Here is a 25,164-nt window from a genome sequence, read left to right as displayed (position 1 = left end):
ATTATTTCAGCTAAAAAACAGAGTACTTCACTAGTTCATTCATCAATCTTTTAGGTCTTGAATTATATTTGTTGTTTAAATAATTTTGTCTCGTTATTGGGATTTAGTGGTAAGGATCATTTGTTTTTGTTATTTTAGGAAATTGGATGATAGAGGTATATAGTTTTTAAATTATGATATAATGAATAAAGTTAATTATCCTTGATAATATGATAGGGACTAATCCTAAAATGACAAATCAGGAGATGAGAAAAAGAGAAAAGGAGTCCATCTGGTATGAATTATTTTGAGGGGAATGAGTTTTTCCTTCTATTATTTGTGGTTTTACTGATTGGCTTTGTTTTAAACTATTTTGGCAAGCGTAAGGATTATTATATTTTAAGTCTGTCAATTTTATTTGCAGGAGCTATCTATGGTAAGAGTAAATCCATGGTTGTTTATCTATTGGCTTTCATCATCTACCAATATGTCCTAGTTTTCATAGCACAAAGAATGGATTTAAAACGGTTAAAACCTCTAGTTATGTTATCCATTTTACCTTTAGTGGTCAATAAAGTCTTTGCGATAACCCAGCTACATTTGTTGGCTTTTATTGGGATTTCCTACATGTCCTTTAAGACTATTCAGATCATGCTAGAAATATCGGATGGTTTAATCAAAGAAAAAATCAGTGTAAAAGATTATCTGCAGTTTCTACTCTTTTTCCCTACAGTTAGTTCTGGGCCAATCGATCGTAGCAGAAGATTTCTAAAAGAGATCAATGAAGTCATGCCTAGAAAAGACTACCTAGAGTTAGCAGGTGATGGTATTTATCGCATCGTTTTAGGCCTTCTCTACAAGGTTGTTTTATCAACCTATGTTTACCAGATACTACTTGCTTTAAGCAATACTGGTACAGTTGTCTACTCAATCAAATATATGTACCTGTATACTCTCTATCTGTTCTTTGACTTTGCGGGGTATAGTTTGATGGCTGTTGGAAGCAGTAATGTTTTGGGTATTCAGACACCGATGAATTTCAATAAACCTTTCTTGAGTATTGATATCAAGGATTTCTGGACTAGATGGCACATCACCTTGTCAACATGGTTGAGAGATTTCGTATTTTCAAGAGTTTTAATGCAGGTTATCAGAAAGAAATGGTTTAAGAATAGATTACACAATGCAGCCTATGCCTATATGGTCAATATGTTGGTTATGGGATTTTGGCATGGAATTAGTGTCAGCTACATCGCTTATGGTTTTTACCATGGAATCTTGATGTCTGGATTTGAAATTTATCAAAAGAAAAGCACTTTTTATAAGAAACATAAAAATAAAACTTGGTACAAGCTAATAAGTTGGTTTGTGACCATGAATTTAGTTATGGTTGGCTTCTTTATCTTTTCAGGTGAACCTTATAAGATAATTATGGCAATTCTAAGTAGATAAAGAGATCTGCTAAAACAAGGAGATTGGACAAAACAAGATGATAAAGTTAAAAGCATTTTTACTATCGCTTGTGCTCGTAATTGCGACTCTTGCTCTTTTAAATGTGACATATGTCAAGAAGATTGACGACTATTATAAAGTCAAGGACAATAGTATTCGCTACAGCACTTCTTATGAAAAGTATAAAAGTAGAGATATTCTAACAAATAATATCACTCCCAATACACTAGTTCTAATGGGTTCCTCAGAGTTAGTTGCGACGATAAATGAAGATTACCATCCCAATAAAATTTTTAACTACAATGATTTTAATATTATGCAGATAGGAACCAGTTACTCTCAAAATATCATTCAAGCTACAACCTTGAGCTCGATTGAGGGGGCTATGAGTAAGCGAAAAGTAGCCATCGTAGAGTCTGTTCAATGGTTTGAAAAGGATGGGACTCATCAAGACGCCTTCTTAAACAAGGCCTCTCAGGAACATATTTTTCACATGCTAGATAACGAGAAAATCAGTAAGGAAACGAAAGAAAAACTGATTAATCGTATTATTGAGATTACCAAAGGAAACAAACAACAAAATGATATCTATAAAAAGTATAAAAGCTATTTCATAGAAGGAAAAGGAACAATCATTGATAAAAAACTATTGGAGCTTGACAATGCAATTTATTCCTTTAAGCTTAAACGAAAATTCTATGAAAATCATGCCAAATCAGACTATCCTGCACTAGGAGATAAAACGCCGGATTATGATTGGGAGGAGATGACGAAGAAGTTTGTAGAAGAAGTTAAAAAGAAAACAGATAACAATGATTATGCTGTGGATAATAACTACTACAATACCTACTTGAGAGACCGCTATGCTTCGTTGAAAGATTCTAACAAAGACTTGAGTTACATAGAGTCACCAGAGTATTCAGATATGGAACTCTTCTTGACAGTTGCTAAGGAATTGGGAATTGAAGTTGAAGTCATTATCTTTCCTGTAAATGGTAAATGGAATGATTACACAGGTGTTTCACGAGAAATGCGTGAAGAAACTTACAAAAAAATAGAAAATATTGCCAAAAACCACGGTGCTACGGTGTTAAACTATGGAAATAAAGAGTATGAAGATTACTTTTTATTTGACGTGATGCACGTTGGAGTGAAAGGATGGATGGAAGTTGAAAAAGAACTTTACAAATTTGCAAATGAAACTAACTGACACACATCGTTTACTATTGTGGACCTTGTTTTTCTATACAGTTATTTTAAGCATCGTAATCTACTGTTTTGTGACTGATTTTTCTAACATTCAAGATTTCATCTATAGTGAATTTTAAGATTACATATTATAAAAATCTCTAGACAAAGGGAATTCTACCGATAAAGTGAGACATAAGATAAGGCTCTATAATATTTATAGTGGGGAGTCCTCTATAGGTGTATAGAGCCTACTTTGTTGTAGCTCCCAATATAATCTATACTGGAAAGCATTAAAGCTATCATTAGAAGGTATCATATGGAACAATTTAATGATGTTTAAATGTAGTGGAAATGGACGGAAAACAATTGAAAAAATAGTTTATAAAGTGGTATAATAGCAGAAAAATAAGTTAGTAAGAAATTGATTTTATTTTAGTTGAAAATTACAGGAATGAAAGGTTTTTCTTGATGAAACAGAGAAATGAACTCTATCTCTTTCTTGGTCGGACAGCCTTGTATTTTATCATTTTCTTGGGCCTGCTTTACTTTTTTAGTTATCTCGGTCAGGTTCAAGGTAGCTTTATCTATAATGAATTTTAACTTAAAGGAGAACCCCTATTGTGTCAAATAAACCAATAGTAGATATGATTGAAACCATTGAGCATTATGCTCAAAAGCAGCCTAATTTTCCAGTCTACAATGTCCTTGGAGAAGAGCATACCTATGGCCAATTGAAGGCTGATTCAGATAGCTTAGCAGCCCATCTTGACCAAATGGGACTTCCTGAAAAGTCACCTGTTGTGGTCTTTGGTGGTCAAGAATATGAAATGTTAGCAACCTTTGTGGCCTTGACCAAATCTGGCCATGCCTATATCCCAATTGACAGCCATTCTGCCTTGGAGCGCGTGTCTGCGATTGTTGAAGTAGCAGAGCCAAGCTTAATCATCGCCATCAATGAGTTTCCAATTGAAAACCCAGCTGCTCCAATCATGTCCTTGGAGCAAGTGCGTGAAGCTTATGCGGCTCAGCATGCCTATGATTTGCAACATCCGGTCAAAGGGGATGATAACTACTACATCATCTTTACTTCAGGAACAACTGGGAAACCAAAAGGGGTGCAGATTTCACATGATAACCTGCTCAGCTTCACCAACTGGATGATCACAGATAAAGAATTTGCGACGCCAGAGCGTCCGCAAATGTTGGCGCAACCGCCCTATTCCTTTGACTTGTCTGTCATGTATTGGGCGCCAACTTTGGCTCTTGGAGGCACGCTTTTTGCCCTCCCATCAGCCATTACTCAAGACTTCAAACAACTCTTTGCAACTATCTTTTCTCTTCCGATTGCTATCTGGACTTCGACACCATCTTTTGCAGATATGGCCATGCTGTCTGAAGATTTCAATGCTGAAAAGATGCCAGGCATTACCCATTTCTACTTTGATGGGGAAGAGTTAACTGTTAAAACGGCTCAAAAACTGCGTGAACGTTTCCCGAATGCGCGCATCATCAATGCCTATGGACCAACAGAAGCAACAGTTGCTTTGTCGGCGGTTGCTATCACAGATGAGATGTTAGCGACACTTAAACGCTTGCCAATTGGTTATACCAAAGAAGATTCTCCAACCTTCATCATTGATGAGGCAGGCAACAAATTGCCAAATGGAGAGCAAGGGGAAATCATCGTGTCTGGACCAGCTGTTTCAAAGGGTTATATGAATAATCCAGAGAAAACAGCAGAAGCCTTCTTCGAATTTGAAGGTCTTCCAGCCTATCATACGGGAGATGTCGGAACCATGACAGATGAAGGCCTCCTTCTCTATGGTGGACGGATGGATTTCCAAATTAAGTTTAACGGCTACCGTATTGAGCTAGAAGATGTTTCTCAAAACTTGAACAAATCTCAGTACATTGACTCGGCTGTTGCGGTACCGCGCTATAATAAAGATCACAAGGTTCAAAATCTCTTGGCCTATGTTATCTTAAAAGATGGGGTCAAGGAACAATTTGAGCGCGAGATTGATGTTACCAAAGCGATCAAGGAAGACTTGGAAGATATTATGATGTCTTATATGATGCCTTCGAAATTCCTCTACCGTGACAGCTTACCGCTAACTCCAAATGGGAAAATCGACATCAAAGGGTTGATTAGTGAGGTAAACAATAGATGATGGAGCTTATTAAACAGCTTCCTCATATTGAGCCTTATGGAAATCCGCAGTACTTTTTGTATGTGATTACTGCTATTTTGCCAATCTTTATCGGTCTTTTTTTCAAAAAACGTTTTGGCTGGTATGAAATATTGGTTAGTCTGTTCTTTATAGTCACTATGTTGACGGGAGGCAAGACCAATCAATTAGCTGCCTTAGGAATCTATCTAATTTGGCAAATGGTACTGGTTCTTTTTTACAAGCAATATCGAAAAAGCAAGGATGGCAAGTGGGTATTCTACCTCGTTAGTTTTCTGTCCCTCCTTCCCATCATCTTTGTCAAGGTGCAACCGGCTATTAACGGTACACAGTCTCTCCTGGGATTCGTAGGAATCTCTTATTTGACCTTTCGTTCAGTGGGAATCATCATCGAACTTAGAGATGGAGTCATTAAGGATTTGAAAATGTGGGAGTATTTGCGTTTTCTTCTCTTTATGCCGACATTTTCAAGTGGTCCTATTGATCGTTTCAAACGTTTTAATGAAAATTATAAGACGATACCAGAGCGCGATGAGTTGCTAGATATGCTAGCCGAGTCCGTTCGGTATATCATGTGGGGATTTCTGTATAAATTTATCCTAGCTCATATTTTAGGCGAGATTTTATTACCACCGCTAAAGAATTTAGCTTTACAAACAGGTGGTGTCTTTAACTATTATGTAGTGGCCATCATGTACACATTTGGTTTGGAACTCTTCTTTGATTTTGCAGGTTACTCTATGTTTGCTATAGCTATTTCGAATCTGATGGGAATTCGTAGTCCGATTAACTTCAACAAACCTTTCTTGTCAAGAGATTTGAAAGAGTTTTGGAATCGCTGGCACATGAGTTTATCCTTCTGGTTCCGTGACTTTGTCTTTATGCGCATGGTCATGGTGATGACGAGAAAGAAGCTTTTTAAGAATCGAAATGTGACTTCAAGTGTTGCCTATGTACTGAACATGCTCCTTATGGGATTCTGGCATGGGATAACTTGGTTTTACATCGTCTACGGACTCTTTCATGGAGTAGGCTTAGTCATTAATGATGCCTGGGTCAGAAAGAAAAAAACGCTCAATAAAGAACGTAAGAAGGCAGGGCGACCACCTTTTCCTGAGAACCGTTGGATTCAGTTGCTTGACATGGTTATAACCTTCCATGTCGTAATGGTTTCATTCTTAATCTTTTCTGGATTTTTGAATGATTTATGGTTTAAAAAATAAATGGAATTAAAAAATAGAAGGAAATTTAAAAATGGATATCAAATCAGAAGTTATTGAAATTATCGATGAATTATTTATGGAAGATGTTTCTGACATGATGGATGAAGATCTTTTCGATGCAGGTGTCTTGGACAGTATGGGAACGGTTGAATTGATTGTAGAAATCGAAAACCGCTTTGATATACGTGTCCCGGTTACAGAATTTGGTCGTGATGACTGGAATACAGCCAATAAAATCGTAGCAGGGATTACGGAGTTAAAGAATGCTTAAACGCCTGTGGTTAACCTTCGGGCCGATTCTTATTGCAGGTTTATTGGTTCTCCTACTCATTTTTTTCTATCCTAGTAGTAAGAGTCATAATCTAATGGAGGAAAAATACTCTGCAGCCTCAGTAAGTGCAGAAAGTTTCAAGGAGAGAAGCCAAAAAGTGAGAGCTCTCACAGACCCAGATATGCGTTTTATCCCTTTCTTTGGGTCAAGTGAATGGATTCGTTTTGACAGCATGCATCCAGGAGTGTTAGCTGAAAAGTATAATCGCTCCTATCGTCCTTATTTTATGGGGCAGGCAGGAGCAGCTTCTCTTAGTCAGTATTTTGGGATGCAACAAATCACATCTGAGCTTGAAAACAAACAAGCGGTGTTTGTGATCTCTCCACAGTGGTTTACAAAGGAAGATCAAGATCCAGTTACTTTTCAAACCTATTTTAACAACGACCAGTTGACTGCCTTTTTAGAGAATCAATCTGGAGACCTAGCTTCTCAATATGCGGCTAATAGACTCTTGAAGCAGAATCCAAGCGTACCGATGAAGGGGATTGTTGAGAAACTGGCTAAGAATGAACAGTTGTCAGACTTTGATCATTCAATAATTACAGCTTCTGCAGAATTCAATGAAAGACAAGCAGCCCTTTTTGGTCAATTCTCCATCCGAGGCCGATTAAAGTATAAAGATCATATTGAAAAATATTTGAGCAGTCTCCCAGATCAATTTTCGTATGAAGAATTGGAAAATATTGCACGTAAGGATGCAGAAGAAAACACGACCAATAATGATTTGGGAATGGAGAACCACTTTTACAATACTCAACTAAAGAAAGATTTAAAAAAGTGGGAAGGGTATCAAAAAAATTACAACTTCCTCCAGTCAAGGGAATACAATGATTTACAGTTGGTTCTCAATCAATTTGCAAAATCGAAAGTTAATGTCCTCTTTGTCATCCAGCCTGTCAATAAAAGGTGGATGGCCCATACAGGCCTTAGCGAGGAAATGTACCAACATGCTGTGGAAAAAATTCGTTACCAATTAGAAAGTCAAGGTTTCACCAACATTGCTGACTTTTCTAAAAAAGGCGGAGATCCTTACTTTGTTAAGGATACTATTCATATTGGTTGGTTGGGTTGGCTAGCTTTTGATAAGGTTGTCAATCCCTTCTTGACGGATCCGACTCCAGCTCCAGACTACAAATTGAATGACCGCTTCTTCAGTAAGGACTGGGCGACTTATGATGGAGATGTTAAGGAATTTCAATAAATTGTTTAAAAGCTTGAATTCTTTAGTTCAAGCTTTTTTGTTTAAATGGCGAATATTTAAGATGCAAATAGGTCAAAAGTTTCAAAATTTTTAGAAATAACGTATAATAGTTAAAGAACTATGAATAGAAAGGGATTTCAAAATGAAGAAACAGTTCTTATTACCCATCCTATCTACAGCTTTATTAGCTCCAGCCTTCTTAGCTGGACAAGTATACGCTGAAGAAGCAGCAACTCCTGCAGAAAGTTCAGCTGTCGCAGCAACTCCAGCTCCGTCGGCGACTCCAGCTCCTGTTGAGAGCCCTGCGGTACCGGAAACTTCGACAACTTCAGAAGCGATTGCACCTGCAGAAGCTCAGTCAGCTCCTGCTGAATCTCCTAAAAGCGAAGAAAAGGACACTGTTATCTTACACACCAATGATGTCCATGGTCGTATTGTAGAGGAAAAGGGAGTCATTGGAGACGCTAAGTTGGCTACAGTCATTGAACAAGAGCGTGGAAAAACCAACCAGACCACCTTGGTAGTGGATGCTGGTGATGCTTTCCAGGGTCTTCCTATCTCAAACTCATCAAAAGGTGAGGCGCGTGCTAAGATTCTTAACGAGATGGATTATGATGCCATGGCAGTAGGAAATCATGAGTTTGACTTTGGTTTAGACGAAGCTAAGAAATACAAGGAAATCTTGAAATTCCCATTACTTAGTTCAAATACCTACGTCAATGGTGCTCGTCTCTTCCAAGCTTCTACAATCGTTGATAAAGATAAGACTGTGGAAGGTGATGAGTTTGTTGTAATCGGTGTGACAACGCCGGAAACAGCAACGAAAACTCACCCTAAAAATGTTAAAGGAGTAACCTTTACTGAGCCAATCGAAGAGGTTAATAAGGTCGTTGAAGAAGTTCAAGCCAAGGCTAAGGCGGAAGGTAAGGATTATAAGCATTATGTAGTCTTAGCCCACTTGGGTGTTGATACAACAACGCCAGTAGCTTGGCGTGGCTCAACACTAGCAGAAGCCTTGTCTAAGAACCCTCTTTTGAAGGGAAAACGTGTAACAGTCATTGATGGTCACTCTCATACAGTAGAATCAACTACTTACGGAGATAATGTGACTTACAACCAAACTGGAAGTTATCTCCATAACGTTGGTAAAATTACTTATAAATCTCGTCAGCTTTTGGGCAATCCAACTCAGATTACTGCTGCTGAAGCCAAAAAATTAGAAGCAAATCCAAAAGTTGCTAGTTTAGTTAAAGATATTAAGGCAAAGTATGATGCAGAAAATGCAGTTGAGGTTGTGTCTAACAGTCCTGTTGAACTAAACGGAGACCGTGAAAATGTCCGTGTCCGCGAGACAAACCTTGGAAATGTCGTCGCAGATTCTCTCTACCAGTATGGTCAAACAGGATTTAGTCATCCAACAGATATCGCTGTGACAAATGGTGGTGGCTTACGTGAGACAATTGCTAAAGGCAAACCAATTACAAAAGGAAATGTCATTGCTGTATTACCATTCGGTAACACCATCTCTCAAATTCAAGTAACTGGTCAGCAAGTTCTTGACATGTTTGAAAAATCGCTCGGTTCGATCTTACAGGTCGATAAAGATGAAAAGAACGTTTTGGATGAAAATGGGCAACCGTTGCTAGAACCAAGCGGTGGATTTTTACAAGTCTCTGGCGTCAAAGTATACTATGATACAAATCTACCTTCTGGGAAACGTATTTTAGCTGTTCAGGTTAAGAATCATACGACTGGTCTTTACGATAACTTAGACTTAGCCAAAATCTACTATCTAACAACAAACGACTTCTTGGCTGCGGGTGGTGATGGTTACACCATGCTTGGTGGTGCGAGAGAAGAAGGACCTTCAATGGATGCTGCTTTTGAGGACTACCTCAAGACTGCAGACCTAAATGCCTATGAAAAGATCAATCCAAATTCTCGAACTATTTCTGTAAATTCAAAAAACTTCAAGCTAGAAGAAGAGAAACAAAAGCAAACTCCTGTAGGAGAGATTGGGAAGATCACTCCTAAGGAAGAAAAAGCTCCGCAACCTCAAATGAATACTGGGAAACTCACCTACCAGGTGGCAAGTCAGTATACGGATAAGCCTCTGAAAATAGAAGAGAATGTTGTAAAACCTTTGGATGCAGATAAGCCTATCGACAAACCTACTGGGACAGTCAATCCTACAGTTAATTCCGATGATAAGACTCAAGTTTCAGAGAAACTCTTACCAAATACAGGTAGTGAGCAGTCTATTTTCATGACAGTTCTTGGAATGTTCCTAGGAATTACTGCCCTCTGGACTAGCCGTAAACAAGAGAAATAATGTTTATAAGATGAAAACATATTAGGTGTTTTCATCTTTTTTCTTGATTCTTTTTTGGTTTATGATATAATTAACCAGTAAAGAATCTATGGTGATCTATATTGTTTTAAGAAAAAGATAACTAGGAAAGGAGAAGTTCATGAGACAATTAGCAAAAGATATTGATCGTTTTTTAAATGAGGTTATCCTGAAAGCTGAAAACCAGCACGAAATTTTGATTGGTCATTGCACCAGCGAAGTGGCTCTGACTAATACCCAGGAGCATATTCTTATGCTTTTATCAGAGGAATCATTGACCAATTCGGAGTTAGCACGACGTCTGAATGTTAGTCAGGCTGCTGTTACCAAGGCTATCAAATCTTTGATTAAAGAGGGGATGTTGGAGACATCTAAGGATCCCAAGGATGCTCGTGTCATTTTCTATCAGTTGACAGATCTAGCTAGACCGATTGCTAAAGAGCACCATCATCATCATGAGCACACCCTCTCGACTTATGAGCAAGTTGCCAGTCAATTCTCAGCTGAGGAGCAAAAAATTATCCAGCGGTTTTTAACTGCTTTAGTAGGAGAAATCAAGTAATGAGATACATCACAGTAGAGGATTTGTCCTTCTATTATGACAAGGAACCTGTGCTTGAGCATATCAATTACAGTGTTGATAGCGGGGAATTTGTCACCCTTACTGGAGAAAATGGAGCAGCCAAGACAACGCTAATCAAGGCTAGTCTGGGTATTTTGCAACCAAGATTTGGAAAGGTTACCATCTCAAAAACAAATATTCATGGGAAAAAGCTAAGAATCGCCTATCTTCCTCAACAGATTGCAAGTTTTAATGCAGGCTTTCCTAGTACTGTTTATGAATTTGTCAAATCAGGACGTTACCCAAGAAAAGGTTGGTTCCGTCGTTTAAATGCTCACGATGAAGAGCACATCAAGGCGAGTTTGAACTCTGTCGGTATGTGGGAACATCGGGATAAGCGCATTGGCTCTCTCTCTGGCGGACAAAAGCAAAGGGCGGTTATTGCACGTATGTTTGCTTCAGATCCGGATATCTTTATCTTGGATGAGCCAACGACAGGGATGGATGCGGGAACCAAGAATGAATTTTATGAGCTCATGCATCATAGTGCCCACCATCATGGTAAGGCTGTTTTGATGATTACTCACGATCCTGAAGAAGTTAAGGACTACGCAGATCGTAATATTCACCTGGTTCGAGACCAAGATTCGCCATGGCGTTGCTTCAATGTCCATGAAAGTGATCAGGAGGTGGAGCATGCTTAATCTATTGTCTTATGATTTTATGCAGCGAGCCTTTTTGGCAGTTATTGCCATGAGTCTCTTTTCACCAGTTCTTGGGACCTTCCTCATCTTGCGTCGTCAGAGTCTTATGAGTGATACTCTCAGCCACGTCTCGCTTTCGGGTGTTGCCTTTGGTTTGGTTTTGGGGATCTCTCCGACCATCTCAACCATTGTGATTGTCTTGATTGCAGCGGTCTTCCTTGAATACCTACGTACGGTTTATAAAAGCTTTATGGAGATTGGAACAGCTATCCTCATGTCAACAGGTCTTGCGGTTTCACTTATTGTTATGAGTAAGGGTAAGAGCTCTAGCTCGATGAGTTTGGACCAATACCTCTTTGGTTCTATCGTGACTATTAGTCAAGAGCAGGTAATTGGGCTCTTTGTCATTGCGGCAGTTGTTTTGGTCTTAACCTTCCTCTTTTTAAGACCCATGTATATCCTGACCTTTGACGAGGACACAGCTTTTGTCGATGGACTTCCAGTGCGTACCATGTCTATTCTCTTTAACATGGTAACTGGTGTGGCTATTGCTCTTATGATTCCAGCTGCAGGGGCACTTTTGGTATCAACTATCATGGTTTTGCCAGCTAGTATCGCTTTGCGTTTAGGGAAGAACTTTAGTTCAGTGATGATTCTTGCGAGTGCCATCGGTTTTCTAGGCATGGTTGCGGGACTTTATATTTCCTATTATGCAGAGACACCACCGAGTGCAAGTATTACCATTATCTTTGTAGTTGTCTTTTTGTTAGTCAGCTTACTCAAACGTTTTATAAAATAGGAGAAGTACATGAAAAAACTAGGCCTACTTTTGGCAAGTCTTGTGACACTATTCTTAGTCGCTTGCTCTAATCAAAAACAAGCAGACGGGAAATTAAATATCGTTACAACTTTCTATCCTGTCTACGAATTTACCAAGCAAGTAGCAGGAGACACAGCCAATGTCGAACTCTTAATCGGAGCTGGAACAGAGCCACATGACTATGAACCATCGGCTAAGGCAGTCGCTAAAATCCAAGACGCAGATGCCTTTGTTTATGAGAATGAAAATATGGAAACTTGGGTTCCCAAATTGTTAGATTCCTTAGATGCGAAAAAAGTAAAAACAATCAAGGCTACTGGAGATATGCTACTCCTTCCAGGAAGTGAAGAAGAGGAAGACCATGACCATAGTGAAGAAGGTCATCATCACGAGTATGACCCTCATGTATGGTTATCTCCTGCGCGTGCGATCAAACTTGTAGAACATATCCGTGACAGTCTTTCAGCTGACTATCCAGATAAGAAGGGGACTTTTGAGCAAAATGCAGCAGCCTATATCGAAAAACTGCAAGCCTTGGATAAGGCTTATACTGAAGGACTTTCTAGTGCAAAACAAAAGAGTTTTGTGACTCAACACGCAGCCTTCCGTTACCTAGCCTTAGATTACGGACTCAATCAAGTCTCTATCTCAGGTCTTTCACCAGATGCGGAGCCTTCAGCAAGCCGTTTGGCAGAATTGACCGAGTACATCAAGAAAAACAAAATCTCTTATATCTACTTTGAAGAAAATGCCTCACAAGTCCTAGCCAATACCCTCTCAAAAGAAACAGGTGTCAAGTTAGATGTCCTTAATCCTCTTGAAAGCTTGACAGAAGAGGACATGAAAGCCGGTGAGAATTACATCTCTGTCATGGAGAAAAACCTCAAGGCCCTCAAGCAGACAACTGATCAGGCAGGAGCAGAAATTGAACCGGAAAAAGCAGAGGAAACTAAAACAGTTCATAATGGCTACTTTGAGGATGCCGATGTTAAGGACCGTACCCTGAGTGATTATGCTGGTAACTGGCAGTCTGTCTATCCTTTCCTTGAGGATGGGACTCTTGACCAAGTCTTTGACTACAAGGCTAAATTGACTGGTAAGATGACCAAGGATGAATATAAGGCCTACTATCAAAAGGGTTACCAAACAGATGTGACCAAGATTAACATCACGGATAACACTATGGAATTCATCCAAGGTGGCCAAAGTAAAAAATATACTTACAAGTATGTCGGCAAGAAAATCTTGACTTATAAGAAAGGGAATCGTGGAGTACGCTTCCTCTTTGAAGCGACTGATGCGGATGCTGGACAATTTAAGTATGTTCAGTTTAGCGACCACAATATCGCTCCGGTCAAGGCAGAACATTTCCATATCTTCTTTGGAGGCGCTAGCCAAGAAGCCCTCTTTGAAGAGATGGACAACTGGCCAACCTACTATCCAGATGGCTTATCAGGTCAAGAGATTGCTCAAGAAATGTTGGCTCATTAAATCCAAACAATCCTTCCTACATGGGGAGGATTTTTCTTGTTTTATCAACGTTGAGCATCTGGATTGACATTGGCTGAGAAGGGAGTACAATAGATGTAATAAAAATAGTTACAATTAAGAGAGGTTTTCTATGGTTTACCAATATAATAGTCAGATTTATTTGGCTGAAGTAGCTTTAAATGTCAAGGACTTAGAAAGTCAGACAGCATTTTATCATCAGTTGCTTGGGTTGGAGATTTTGAATCAATCGGAAAATCAAGTTCTTTTAGGTGCCGGTGGGAAACCGCTAGTTCAGCTAATTAAGACAGATGACATTAGCAATCCTAAGCAAAGTTATGGTCTTTATCATATGGCCCTTCTTTTGCCGACTCGTGAAGATTTGGCAAATCTTTTTAAACACTTGTTAGACTTAAAGATTCCATTAGTTGGTGGAGCTGATCATGGCTATAGTGAAGCTATCTATCTAGAAGATTTGGAGGGTAATGGCATTGAACTCTATAGAGACAAGCCTGTGACCGAGTGGGACATTCGTGAGGATGGCCGTATTATTGGTGTGACAGAAGAACTCTCTGCTCAAGATATCTACCAACTAGGAAAAGAAATCGAGCCTTTTGCAATCGCAAGTGGGACTCGTATGGGCCATGTTCATCTATCTGTTAAAAATAGTCTAGAATCGAGCTCTTTCTACCAAGAGTCTCTTGGTCTTGAGGATAAATTCACGATTCCACATGCCAGTTGGATAGCATCAGGTGACTATCATCATCATTTGGCTGTCAATGAATGGGGAGGTAAAAACTTAGCTCCTCGTGAGCAAGGAATGCCAGGACTAGCCTACTATGTGGTTGAAGTTGAGAATAAAGAAGAACTGTTGAGACTATTTTCAAAATCTCAAACTGACAAGGCGAGAACTCAGTGGATTTCCTCTTCAGAGTTCTCCATTACAGATAAAGATGGGATTGTTACTCATGTGAGAGTGGGACTAGAAGGCTTTGACTACTAAAAAAGTGATACCTTTGACAAAGCCCTTTATTAGAGATATAATGTAGAAAAATCGTTAAGGATAAAGAGATGACAAAATCAAAGTACATTACACGCCTCAAACGCTCAGAAGGTCAATTGCGGGGTATCCAAAAGATGATGGAGGAAGAGCGTGATTGTGTCGATATCATTACTCAATTAACGGCAGTTCGATCCAGTGTTGATCGTATTATTGAACTGATGATAACGGAGAATTTAACATCTTGTATTAACGACCCTTTAGAGGATCCTCAAGCACAGAAGGAACGCTTGGAAAAGGCGGTTAAATACTTGATTAAACGTAAGTAATAAAAAACATACGTTTCTCTTAAATAGTGAACAAATGATTAAAAGAGCAATTGGTCTTATTGAAAGTAGACCAATTGCTCTTTTTGAATTTTATTTACTCAACATCACCAGGCCAGTGGTTCATGCCGCCTTCTACATTGGTGACAGCCAGACCTTGGGCTCTGAGAAATTGACAGGCAGTCGCGGAACGTCCACCACCTTGGCAGATGATATAGTACTCTTGATCAGATTTAAGTTCTTTGTAGCCTTGCTCCAAGGTACTTAACGGAAGATTTTTGGCACCTGGTGCATGTCCTGCTTGGAATTCATGTACTTCACGTACGTCGATAAGATCTAGATGTTCATTTTGATATTTTTCATAAAAGTCAGCCATGCTGATATTAGTTAGCATATTCTACTCCTTCTGGATTAGCCATTTTGTATAGTGAATAAGCGCCGTCAAGGTTTTGGACGGTAAATCCTGCTTGCTTGAGGATACGCTCTGCGATATAGCTGCGCAACCCACTGTGGCAGCTAACGATGTAGGCTTGGTTCTTGTCTAGTTCATCCAAGCGATTTCTTAGTTCATTCAATGGAATGTGGATGGTATTAACCTTGATTTTACCACTTTGGAACTCGTTGCTTGTTCGTACATCTAGGAACTTTTTGCCCTTAGTCAGTTCATCTTCTAGTTGGTACCACTGGATATTGTCACTGAGACCTTCGATGAGGTTCAAGGCTGCGTAACCCAGCATATTGACCGGATCCTTGGCAGAGCCAAATGGCGGTGCATAGGAAAACTCTAACTCTGGCAAGTCAAAGACGGTGAGATTTGCCTTGATAGCAGTTGCCAGGATATCGATTCGCTTGTCAACACCTTTCTTCCCAACACCTTGGGCGCCATAAATTTTGCCACTGGTTGGGTCAAAGAGGAGCTTCAGGGTCATATCAGTAGCACCTGGATAATAACCAGCGTGGTCTTTCCCACTGACATGAATTGCCTTGTATGGGAGTTGATTGTCACGAAGAGTGCGCTCGCTAAGACCTGTCGAAGCAGCGGATATACCAAAAGCACGAACGATAGCAGTACCGATACTGCCTTTGTTAGTACGGTTGATTCCTGCGATGACGTCCGCTACTTGGCGTCCTTGACGATTGGCAGGAGAAGCTAGTGAGATGAGAGCGTCTTGGCCCGTAATCTCTTGCTTAACGACGATGGCATCCCCAACCGCAAAAATATCTTTATGACTGGTTTCGTAGTTTTCATCAACCAGGATCCCGCCACGAATTCCTAGTTCAATCCCCACAGCTTTGGCCAGACCGTTTTCAGGTTCAACACCGACAGAAAGGATGGTGAGGTCAGAAGTAATCTTTTGACCATTTTCGAGAACGATGATTTTTCCTTGTTCTTCAAATCGAGTCGCAGATAGGGAAGTGATAACACTAACGCTGTTTTTAACCAATTCTGCTTGGACAAAGGCTGCCATTTCTTGATCTAATGGTGGCAAGACATGAGGAGCTTTTTCGACGATGGTGACATGCAAGCCACGTTTTGCCAGGTTTTCAGCCATTTCAAGCCCTATAAAACCTGCACCGATGACGACAGCTTCCTTTGGATGCTTGTCCAAGGCGGCCATAATTTCATCGAGATCAGGAACATTGCGGAGCGTGTAGGCATTCTTAGCTTCTGCCAAGCCATCAATGGCAGGAACAAATGGCTTAGCTCCTGGAGAGAGAATCAACTTATCGTAGCCTTCTGTGAATTCCTGTCCATCATGTCGGACAGTGACAGTGTGATTTTCTGGAGAAATTTGGACAACCTCGTGAAATGGTCGCACATCAAGATTAAACCGTGCCTTGAGACTTTCAGGTGTTTGAACTAATAAACTATCACGACTGGCAATTTCTCCTGAAACATAGTAAGGAAGTCCGCAGTTTGCAAAGGAAACAAAGGGCCCTTTCTCAAAAATAATGATCTCAGCGTCTTCCATGAGGCGTCTGAGACGGGTTGCTGCTGACATACCGCCTGCAACTCCTCCGATAATGATAATTTTCATTGGCTTTCTCCTTTGAACTTTTAGATGACCTTACCTTTCCAAGCGATCATACCGCCTCGGACGTTGATAACATCATAGCCTTTTTTCTTGAGCTTTTTAGCAGCCATCTTACTTCGGACACCAGAATGACAAATGACATAGAGTGTTTCTTTTGTCGCAGGTGTGTAAGATCCGATTTCCGATAGAGGAACATTCTTGGCATTTTTGATATGACCTCTACAGAATTCCGTAGGCGTCCGAACGTCCAGTAGCTGAATCGGTTCCTTGAGTTTAGCTTCTAATTCGCTGGTAGAAATACTATCAATTTTTGTAAATAAGTGAAACATAGGCACCTCCAAATATACCCTTATGGGGTATATTAAACCACTAAGCAACGCTTTTGTCAAGTAAGTTGAATTGATTAGTATTGTTTCTTTTTCAGTATACAAGATGCCAACTTACAAACTAAAGAGTTGGTTGATAAGTTAATGAATAGAACCTGTCTTGTTTATTCAACAACTACTTGTCTAGAAAATTACCTTTTCAGAAAACGAAGACCATCTATACTAAAGTAAGAAAAAACAAGCAAATCCCTTGAAAAATCAGAGAAAATCAAGTATAATATGAGTAATCATTTGTCGTAGGTTTTGTCTGAAATATTGTCCAGACAAGGCTCACAGCAGTTAAATCTTCTTACAAAAGTCAGATTTAGCTGCTCTTTTTGTGCTTTTTTTCAGTATTTTTGCCATCTGTAACAGAGATTTAAAGATTCTGAAAATTACCTAGAAGGATAAGGTGATAGGGGTTTGTTAACCATCTAACGATAATCAAAGGTCTAGATAATTAGGCTTGGAATTTTAACTAAAAGGAGAATCATCTTGGCAGGACATGACGTTCAATACGGGAAACATCGTACCCGTCGTAGTTTTTCAAGAATCAAAGAAGTTCTTGACTTACCAAATTTGATTGAAATTCAAACAGATTCATTTAAAGATTTCCTAGATCATGGTCTTAAGGAAGTGTTTGAAGACGTATTGCCAATTGCAAACTTTACAGAAACTATGGAGTTGGAGTTTGTTGGCTACGAAATCAGAGAACCAAAATACACGCTAGAGGAAGCACGTATCCATGATGCTAGCTACTCTGCGCCAATCTTTGTAACTTTCCGTTTGATTAACAAAGAAACTGGCGAAATCAAGACTCAAGAAGTCTTCTTTGGAGATTTCCCAATCATGACTGAGATGGGTACCTTCATCATCAATGGTGGTGAGCGTATCATTGTATCACAGTTGGTTCGTTCTCCTGGTGTTTACTTTAACGACAAAGTAGACAAAAACGGTAAAGTTGGTTACGGTTCAACTGTTATCCCTAACCGTGGAGCTTGGTTGGAACTTGAAAGCGACTCAAAAGACATTGCCTACACTCGTATCGACCGTACTCGTAAAATCCCATTTACGACTTTGGTTCGTGCACTTGGTTTCTCAGGTGATGATGAAATCTTTGATATCTTCGGTGATAGCGAGTTGGTTCGCAATACAGTAGAAAAAGATATCCATAAGAATCCTATGGACTCTCGTACTGATGAAGCCTTGAAAGAAATCTACGAACGCCTTCGTCCAGGTGAGCCAAAAACAGCTGAGAGTTCACGTACCTTGCTTGTAGCTCGTTTCTTTGATCCACGTCGTTATGACTTGGCTGCCGTTGGACGCTACAAGATTAACAAGAAACTTAATATTAAAACACGCCTACTCAACCAAACTATTGCAGAACCATTGGTAGACCCTGAAACTGGTGAAATCTTGGTAGAAAAAGGGACTATCATGACTCGTGATATTATCGAGAGTATCGAAAGTCACTTGGACGGCGACTTGAACAAGATTGTATACACACCAAATGATTCAGCGGTATTGACAGAACCAGTAGTACTTCAAAAATTCAAGGTAGTTGCGCCTACTGATCCAGACCGTGTTGTAACTATCATTGGTAATGCAAATCCAGATGACAAGGTTCGTACCATCACTCCTGCGGATATCCTGGCTGAGATGAGCTACTTCCTTAACTTGGCTGAAGGAATTGGTCGTGTTGATGACATTGACCACCTTGGAAACCGTCGTATCCGTGCTGTTGGTGAATTGCTTGCTAACCAAGTTCGATTAGGACTTTCTCGTATGGAACGTAATGTTCGTGAGCGTATGTCAGTTCAGGACAATGAAGTCTTGACGCCGCAACAAATCATCAATATCCGCCCTGTAACAGCTGCAGTCAAAGAATTCTTTGGTTCATCACAGTTGTCACAGTTCATGGACCAACACAACCCTCTGTCAGAATTATCACACAAACGTCGTTTGTCTGCCTTGGGACCTGGTGGTTTGACACGTGACCGTGCCGGATATGAAGTCCGTGACGTGCACTACACTCATTATGGTCGTATGTGTCCAATCGAGACACCTGAAGGACCAAACATCGGTTTGATTAACAACCTGTCTTCATATGGGCACCTCAATAAGTATGGCTTTATTCAAACACCATACCGCAAGGTTGACCGTGCAACTGGTAAAGTAACTAACGAAATCGTTTGGTTGACTGCCGATGAAGAAGATGAATACACAGTAGCTCAGGCTAACTCTAAATTGAACGCAGATGGAACTTTTGCTGAAAAAGTTGTCATGGGACGTCACCAAGGGGTTAACCAAGAATATCCAGCATCAAGCGTTGACTATATGGACGTTTCTCCGAAACAGGTAGTTGCCGTTGCGACAGCATGTATTCCTTTCTTGGAAAACGATGACTCCAACCGTGCCCTCATGGGTGCCAACATGCAACGTCAGGCTGTTCCTTTGATCGATCCTAAAGCGCCTTTCGTTGGGACTGGTATGGAATACCAAGCAGCCCATGACTCAGGAGCTGCGGTTATTGCACAACATGGTGGTAAGGTTACCTATGCGGATGCGGACAAAGTAGAAGTTCGCCGTGAAGATGGCTCATTGGATGTTTACCATATCCAAAAATTCCGTCGTTCAAACTCAGGTACTGCTTATAACCAACGTACCCTTGTTCGAGTTGGCGATGTCATCGAAAAAGGTGACTTTATCGCTGATGGACCTTCTATGGAGAAAGGTGAAATGGCGCTTGGACAAAACCCAATCGTTGCCTACATGACATGGGAAGGTTACAACTTCGAGGATGCCGTTATCATGAGCGAACGCTTGGTGAAAGACGATGTCTACACATCTGTTCACCTCGAAGAATACGAATCAGAAACTCGCGATACAAAGCTTGGGCCTGAAGAAATCACTCGTGAAATTCCAAACGTTGGTGAAGATGCCCTTAAAGACCTTGACGAAATGGGTATCATCCGTATCGGTGCTGAGGTTAAAGAAGGGGATATCCTTGTAGGTAAAGTAACACCTAAGGGTGAAAAAGACCTTTCTGCTGAAGAACGTCTCTTGCACGCTATCTTCGGTGATAAATCTCGTGAAGTCCGTGATACTTCTCTTCGCGTACCACACGGTGCCGATGGTGTCGTTCGTGATGTTAAAATCTTTACACGTGCAAACGGTGATGAATTGCAATCTGGTGTCAACATGCTGGTTCGCGTCTACATCGCTCAAAAACGTAAGATCAAGGTTGGAGACAAGATGGCCGGACGTCACGGAAACAAAGGGGTTGTCTCTCGTATCGTTCCTGTAGAAGACATGCCTTACCTTCCAGATGGAACTCCAGTCGATATCATGTTGAACCCACTTGGGGTGCCATCACGTATGAATATTGGTCAGGTTATGGAGCTTCACCTTGGTATGGCGGCTCGTACTCTTGGTATTCACATCGCAACACCAGTCTTTGACGGAGCAAGTTCAGAAGATCTTTGGGACACTGTTAAAGAAGCAGGTATGGATAGCGATGCCAAGACGATCCTATACGATGGACGTACTGGTGAACCATTTGATAACCGTGTGTCAGTTGGTGTCATGTACATGATCAAACTTCACCACATGGTTGATGATAAATTGCACGCACGTTCAGTCGGACCATACTCAACTGTTACGCAACAACCACTCGGAGGTAAAGCTCAGTTTGGTGGACAACGTTTCGGTGAGATGGAGGTTTGGGCGCTTGAAGCTTATGGTGCGTCAAATGTCCTTCAAGAAATCTTGACTTACAAGTCTGACGATATCAACGGACGTTTGAAAGCTTATGAAGCTATTACAAAAGGAAAACCAATTCCAAAACCAGGTGTTCCAGAATCATTCCGAGTTCTTGTAAAAGAATTGCAATCTCTTGGTCTTGACATGCGTGTCCTTGACGAAGACGATCAAGAAGTGGAGCTTCGTGACCTTGATGAAGGAATGGACGAAGATGTCATCCACGTAGATGACCTTGAAAAAGCCCGCGAAAAAGCAGCTCAAGAGGCGAAAGCAGCCTTTGAAGCAGAAGAAAAAGCAAAAGCGGAAGCTACTGAACAAGAATAAGTAGTTCACTAATAATAGAAAGGGAAGAAATAGTGGTTGATGTAAATCGTTTTAAAAGTATGCAAATCACGCTAGCTTCTCCAAGTAAAGTCCGTTCATGGTCTTATGGAGAAGTCAAAAAACCTGAAACAATCAATTACCGTACGTTGAAACCAGAACGTGAAGGACTATTTGACGAAGTCATCTTTGGTCCTACAAAAGACTGGGAATGTGCTTGTGGTAAGTACAAACGCATTCGTTACAGAGGGATTGTTTGTGACCGTTGTGGGGTTGAAGTAACGCGTACTAAAGTTCGTCGTGAACGTATGGGACATATCGAATTGAAAGCTCCTGTATCTCACATCTGGTATTTCAAGGGGATCCCAAGCCGTATGGGCTTGACCCTTGACATGAGTCCTCGTGCTCTCGAGGAAGTTATCTACTTTGCAGCTTATGTGGTTATCGATCCTAAGGACACTCCACTTGAGCACAAGTCTATCATGACAGAGCGCGAATACCGTGAGCGCTTGCGTGAGTTTGGTTACGGATCATTCGTTGCCAAAATGGGTGCGGAAGCTATCCAAGACCTCTTGAAGCAAGTAGACCTTGAAAAAGAAATTGCTGAACTCAAAGAAGAGTTGAAAACAGCTACTGGACAAAAACGTGTGAAAGCTATCCGTCGTTTGGATGTTTTGGATGCTTTTCACAAGTCTGGCAACAAACCTGAATGGATGATTCTCAACATCCTTCCGGTTATTCCACCGGACCTTCGTCCAATGTTGCAGTTGGATGGTGGCCGTTTTGCCTCATCTGACTTGAACGACCTATACCGCCGTGTTATCAACCGTAACAACCGTTTGGCTCGTTTGCTTGAGTTGAACGCACCAGGTATTATCGTTCAAAATGAGAAGCGTATGCTTCAAGAAGCGGTTGACGCTTTGATTGACAATGGTCGTCGTGGTCGTCCGATTACAGGACCAGGTAGCCGTCCACTTAAATCATTGAGCCACATGCTTAAAGGAAAACAGGGACGCTTCCGTCAAAACTTGCTCGGTAAACGTGTTGACTTCTCAGGACGTTCTGTAATCGCTGTTGGTCCAACTCTTAAGATGTACCAATGTGGTGTGCCACGTGAAATGGCGATCGAGCTCTTCAAACCATTCGTCATGCGTGAAATCGTAGCTCGTGATATCGTGCAAAACGTTAAAGCGGCTAAACGCTTGGTAGAACGTGGAGATGAACGTATCTGGGATATCCTCGAAGAAGTTATCAAAGAACACCCAGTACTTTTGAACCGCGCACCTACCCTTCACCGTTTGGGTATCCAAGCCTTTGAACCTGTCTTGATTGACGGTAAAGCCCTTCGCTTGCACCCACTTGTCTGTGAAGCCTACAATGCCGACTTTGACGGTGACCAAATGGCCATCCACGTACCGCTTTCAGAAGAAGCCCAAGCAGAAGCTCGTATCTTGATGCTTGCTGCAGAGCACATCTTGAACCCGAAAGATGGGAAACCAGTTGTTACTCCATCTCAGGACATGGTTTTGGGTAACTACTACTTGACCATGGAAGAAGCTGGTCGTGAAGGTGAAGGCATGGTCTTCAAAGACCGTGACGAAGCTGTCATGGCTTACCGTAATGGTTATGTTCACCTTCACTCACGTGTCGGTATTGCAACAGATAGCCTAAATAAACCTTGGACAGAAGAGCAAAAACACAAAATCTTGCTTACAACTGTAGGTAAAATCCTCTTCAATGATATCATGCCTGAAGGGTTGCCATACTTGCAAGAACCAACTAACACAAACTTGACAGAAGGTGTTCCTGCTAAATACTTCTTGCCGCTAGGTGGAAATATCAAGGAAGCTATTAATGAACTTGAACTCAACCCACCATTCAAGAAGAAAAACCTTGGTAATATCATCGCTGAAATCTTCAAACGTTTCCGTACAACAGAAACGTCTGCTCTTCTTGACCGTATGAAGAATCTCGGTTACCACCATTCAACGCTAGCAGGTTTAACGGTAGGTATTGCCGATATTCCAGTCGTTGAAGACAAGGCTGAAATCATCGAAGAATCACACAAACGTGTGGACCAAATCACTAAACAATTCCGCCGTGGTATGATTACGGACGACGAACGCTACAATGCTGTTACAGCTGAATGGCGTGCTGCCCGTGAAAAATTGGAGAAACGTTTGGTTGCCAACCAAGATCCTAAGAACCCAATCGTTATGATGATGGACTCTGGAGCCCGTGGTAACATCTCAAACTTCTCACAGCTTGCCGGTATGCGTGGTCTGATGGCTGCTCCGAATGGACGCATCATGGAATTGCCAATCCTTTCAAACTTCCGCGAAGGTTTGTCAGTACTCGAAATGTTCTTCTCAACTCACGGTGCTCGTAAAGGTATGACCGATACGGCCCTTAAGACAGCCGACTCAGGTTACTTGACTCGTCGTTTGGTTGACGTTGCCCAAGACGTTATCATCCGTGAGGATGACTGTGGAACTGACCGTGGTCTCTTGATCCGTTCTATTACTGAAGGTAAAGAGATGATTGAGTCTCTTGAAGAACGTCTCAATGGTCGTTACACTAAGAAAACTGTTAAACACCCAGAAACTGGTGCAGTTATCATTGGTCCAAATGAATTGATTACGGAAGACAAGGCGCGCGAAATCGTTAATGCTGGTGTTGAAGAAGTAACCATTCGTTCAGCCTTTACATGTAACACTCGTCATGGTGTCTGCCGTCACTGTTACGGTATCAACTTAGCGACTGGTGATGCGGTTGAAGTCGGTGAAGCAGTCGGAACGATTGCTGCCCAATCTATCGGTGAACCTGGTACACAGCTTACAATGCGTACCTTCCACACGGGTGGGGTTGCCTCAAATACCGATATCACGCAAGGTCTTCCTCGTGTACAAGAAATTTTTGAAGCCCGCAATCCAAAAGGGGAAGCGGTTATCACAGAGGTTAAAGGACAAGTTACCGCTATCGAAGAAGATGCTTCAACTCGTACTAAGAAAGTCTTTGTCAAGGGTGAAACTGGCGAAGGAGAATACGTGGTACCATTTACAGCACGTATGCGTGTAGAAGTTGGTGATCAAGTATCTCGTGGTGCGGCTCTAACAGAAGGTTCTATCCAACCAAAACGTCTCCTTGCTGTTCGTGATGTCTTGTCAGTAGAAACATACCTCCTTGGTGAAGTACAAAAAGTTTACCGTAGCCAAGGGGTAGAAATTGGTGACAAACACATCGAGGTAATGGTCCGTCAAATGATCCGTAAAGTTCGTGTCATGGATCCAGGTGATACAGATCTTCTCATGGGTACTCTTATGGATATTAACGATTTTACTGATGCCAACAAGGATGTCCTTATCTCAGGTGGAGTACCAGCGACTGGTCGCCCAGTTCTTATGGGAATCACTAAAGCCTCACTTGAAACAAACAGCTTCTTGTCAGCTGCTTCCTTCCAGGAGACAACTCGTGTCCTTACAGACGCGGCTATCCGTGGTAAGAAGGACCATCTCCTTGGACTTAAGGAAAATGTCATCATCGGTAAGATCATCCCAGCAGGTACTGGTATGGCTCGCTACCGTAACCTTGAACCAAAAGCTATCAATGAAGAAGTTTACCTTGAACCGTCTCAAGAAGATGAAGAAACAAATCTTGTTGTAGAAGCGCAAGTTGAAGTAAACGAATAGAATATTTTACTTGAAATGAAAAAGAGGGAATTTACCCTCTTTTTCCGGGTAAAAGTATTGCATAAAATTGCGCAAAAAATGCAAAAAACAGCAATATTTTGACGCTTCGAAGTATATATATTCTTTTTTGAAATATTAAGCACAATACTTTGTATTTTAGGTAATTGAATGCTAA

The 25,164-nt window shown here is 41.0% G+C and carries 19 protein-coding genes; 16 read left to right on the top strand and 3 right to left on the bottom strand.

What is annotated here, in order from left to right; genetic code table 11:
* Window positions 1-276 precede the first annotated feature (276 nt).
* From dltB (PAN07_RS13115) to PAN07_RS13050, 14 genes are all read left to right on the top strand, one after another.
* Entirely contained in the window at window positions 277-1,431 is a 1,155-nt protein-coding gene (gene dltB / locus PAN07_RS13115; protein WP_269798089.1) for a D-alanyl-lipoteichoic acid biosynthesis protein DltB, read from the top strand.
* A gap of 37 nt (window positions 1,432-1,468) precedes the next feature.
* Entirely contained in the window at window positions 1,469-2,641 is a 1,173-nt protein-coding gene (dltD, locus tag PAN07_RS13110) for a D-alanyl-lipoteichoic acid biosynthesis protein DltD (RefSeq protein WP_269798088.1), read from the top strand.
* Between the two features lie 449 nt (window positions 2,642-3,090).
* Window positions 3,091-3,222 (top strand): teichoic acid D-Ala incorporation-associated protein DltX, encoded by a 132-nt coding sequence (locus PAN07_RS13105; protein ID WP_004254020.1) that lies wholly within the window; start codon window positions 3,091-3,093, stop codon window positions 3,220-3,222.
* 20 nt (window positions 3,223-3,242) lie between these two features.
* On the top strand, window positions 3,243-4,793 hold the full coding sequence (gene dltA / locus PAN07_RS13100) for a D-alanine--poly(phosphoribitol) ligase subunit DltA (protein WP_269798087.1): 1,551 nt from the start codon (window positions 3,243-3,245) through the stop codon (window positions 4,791-4,793).
* Entirely contained in the window at window positions 4,790-6,034 is a 1,245-nt protein-coding gene (dltB, locus tag PAN07_RS13095; RefSeq protein ID WP_269798086.1) for a D-alanyl-lipoteichoic acid biosynthesis protein DltB, read from the top strand. The genes dltA and dltB (PAN07_RS13095) overlap by 4 nt, the downstream gene beginning before the upstream one ends.
* A 31-nt stretch (window positions 6,035-6,065) precedes the next feature.
* Entirely contained in the window at window positions 6,066-6,305 is a 240-nt protein-coding gene (gene dltC, locus PAN07_RS13090) for a D-alanine--poly(phosphoribitol) ligase subunit DltC (RefSeq protein WP_000351968.1), read from the top strand.
* The gene (gene dltD, locus PAN07_RS13085; RefSeq protein WP_269798085.1) at window positions 6,298-7,566 is read left to right on the top strand and encodes a D-alanyl-lipoteichoic acid biosynthesis protein DltD; all 1,269 of its coding nucleotides are present in this window, start codon (window positions 6,298-6,300) and stop codon (window positions 7,564-7,566) included. Before dltC ends, dltD (PAN07_RS13085) begins: the two co-directional genes overlap by 8 nt.
* Window positions 7,567-7,708: 142 nt before the next feature.
* The gene (nt5e, locus tag PAN07_RS13080) at window positions 7,709-9,898 is read left to right on the top strand and encodes a cell surface ecto-5'-nucleotidase Nt5e (RefSeq protein WP_269798084.1); all 2,190 of its coding nucleotides are present in this window, start codon (window positions 7,709-7,711) and stop codon (window positions 9,896-9,898) included.
* Between the two features lie 139 nt (window positions 9,899-10,037).
* Window positions 10,038-10,478 (top strand): zinc-dependent transcriptional regulator AdcR, encoded by a 441-nt coding sequence (adcR, locus tag PAN07_RS13075; protein ID WP_269798083.1) that lies wholly within the window; start codon window positions 10,038-10,040, stop codon window positions 10,476-10,478.
* Window positions 10,478-11,182 (top strand): metal ABC transporter ATP-binding protein, encoded by a 705-nt coding sequence (locus tag PAN07_RS13070; protein WP_269798082.1) that lies wholly within the window; start codon window positions 10,478-10,480, stop codon window positions 11,180-11,182. The genes adcR and PAN07_RS13070 overlap by 1 nt, the downstream gene beginning before the upstream one ends.
* Entirely contained in the window at window positions 11,175-11,981 is an 807-nt protein-coding gene (locus PAN07_RS13065) for a metal ABC transporter permease (RefSeq protein ID WP_269798081.1), read from the top strand. Before PAN07_RS13070 ends, PAN07_RS13065 begins: the two co-directional genes overlap by 8 nt.
* A gap of 9 nt (window positions 11,982-11,990) precedes the next feature.
* On the top strand, window positions 11,991-13,493 hold the full coding sequence (locus PAN07_RS13060) for a zinc ABC transporter substrate-binding protein AdcA (RefSeq protein ID WP_269798080.1): 1,503 nt from the start codon (window positions 11,991-11,993) through the stop codon (window positions 13,491-13,493).
* 130 nt (window positions 13,494-13,623) lie between these two features.
* On the top strand, window positions 13,624-14,493 hold the full coding sequence (locus tag PAN07_RS13055) for a VOC family protein (protein WP_269798079.1): 870 nt from the start codon (window positions 13,624-13,626) through the stop codon (window positions 14,491-14,493).
* Window positions 14,494-14,561: 68 nt separating this feature from the next.
* Complete coding sequence (locus PAN07_RS13050; protein ID WP_250307948.1) at window positions 14,562-14,819, top strand: metal-sensitive transcriptional regulator; 258 nt, start codon at window positions 14,562-14,564, stop codon at window positions 14,817-14,819.
* Window positions 14,820-14,913: 94 nt separating this feature from the next.
* Here the strand turns inward: PAN07_RS13050 and PAN07_RS13045 are convergent, their stop codons facing one another.
* The 3 genes from PAN07_RS13045 to PAN07_RS13035 are packed head-to-tail and all read right to left on the bottom strand — an operon-like array spanning window position 14,914 to window position 17,181.
* A complete protein-coding gene (locus PAN07_RS13045; RefSeq protein WP_269798078.1) occupies window positions 14,914-15,210 on the bottom strand; it encodes a rhodanese-like domain-containing protein in 297 nt (98 codons plus the stop codon).
* Window positions 15,200-16,855, bottom strand: coding sequence for an FAD-dependent oxidoreductase (locus PAN07_RS13040; protein WP_269798077.1), 1,656 nt, complete (start codon window positions 16,853-16,855; stop codon window positions 15,200-15,202). Before PAN07_RS13040 ends, PAN07_RS13045 begins: the two co-directional genes overlap by 11 nt.
* 20 nt (window positions 16,856-16,875) lie before the next feature.
* Window positions 16,876-17,181 carry a rhodanese-like domain-containing protein gene (locus tag PAN07_RS13035; protein ID WP_269798076.1) on the bottom strand — a complete coding sequence of 102 codons (306 nt, stop codon included), beginning with the start codon at window positions 17,179-17,181 and terminating at the stop codon, window positions 16,876-16,878.
* A gap of 531 nt (window positions 17,182-17,712) precedes the next feature.
* On the opposite strand from PAN07_RS13035, the gene PAN07_RS13030 reads away from it, so the two are divergent.
* Window positions 17,713-21,303: a DNA-directed RNA polymerase subunit beta gene (locus PAN07_RS13030; RefSeq protein WP_269798075.1), complete on the top strand. Its 3,591-nt coding sequence runs from the start codon at window positions 17,713-17,715 to the stop codon at window positions 21,301-21,303.
* 32 nt (window positions 21,304-21,335) lie between these two features.
* Complete coding sequence (rpoC, locus tag PAN07_RS13025; protein ID WP_269798074.1) at window positions 21,336-24,989, top strand: DNA-directed RNA polymerase subunit beta'; 3,654 nt, start codon at window positions 21,336-21,338, stop codon at window positions 24,987-24,989.
* Window positions 24,990-25,164 lie beyond the last annotated feature (175 nt).

This window comes from Streptococcus sp. SM5, assembly GCF_027497975.1.
This window is presented reverse-complemented; position numbering and strand designations above follow the sequence as displayed.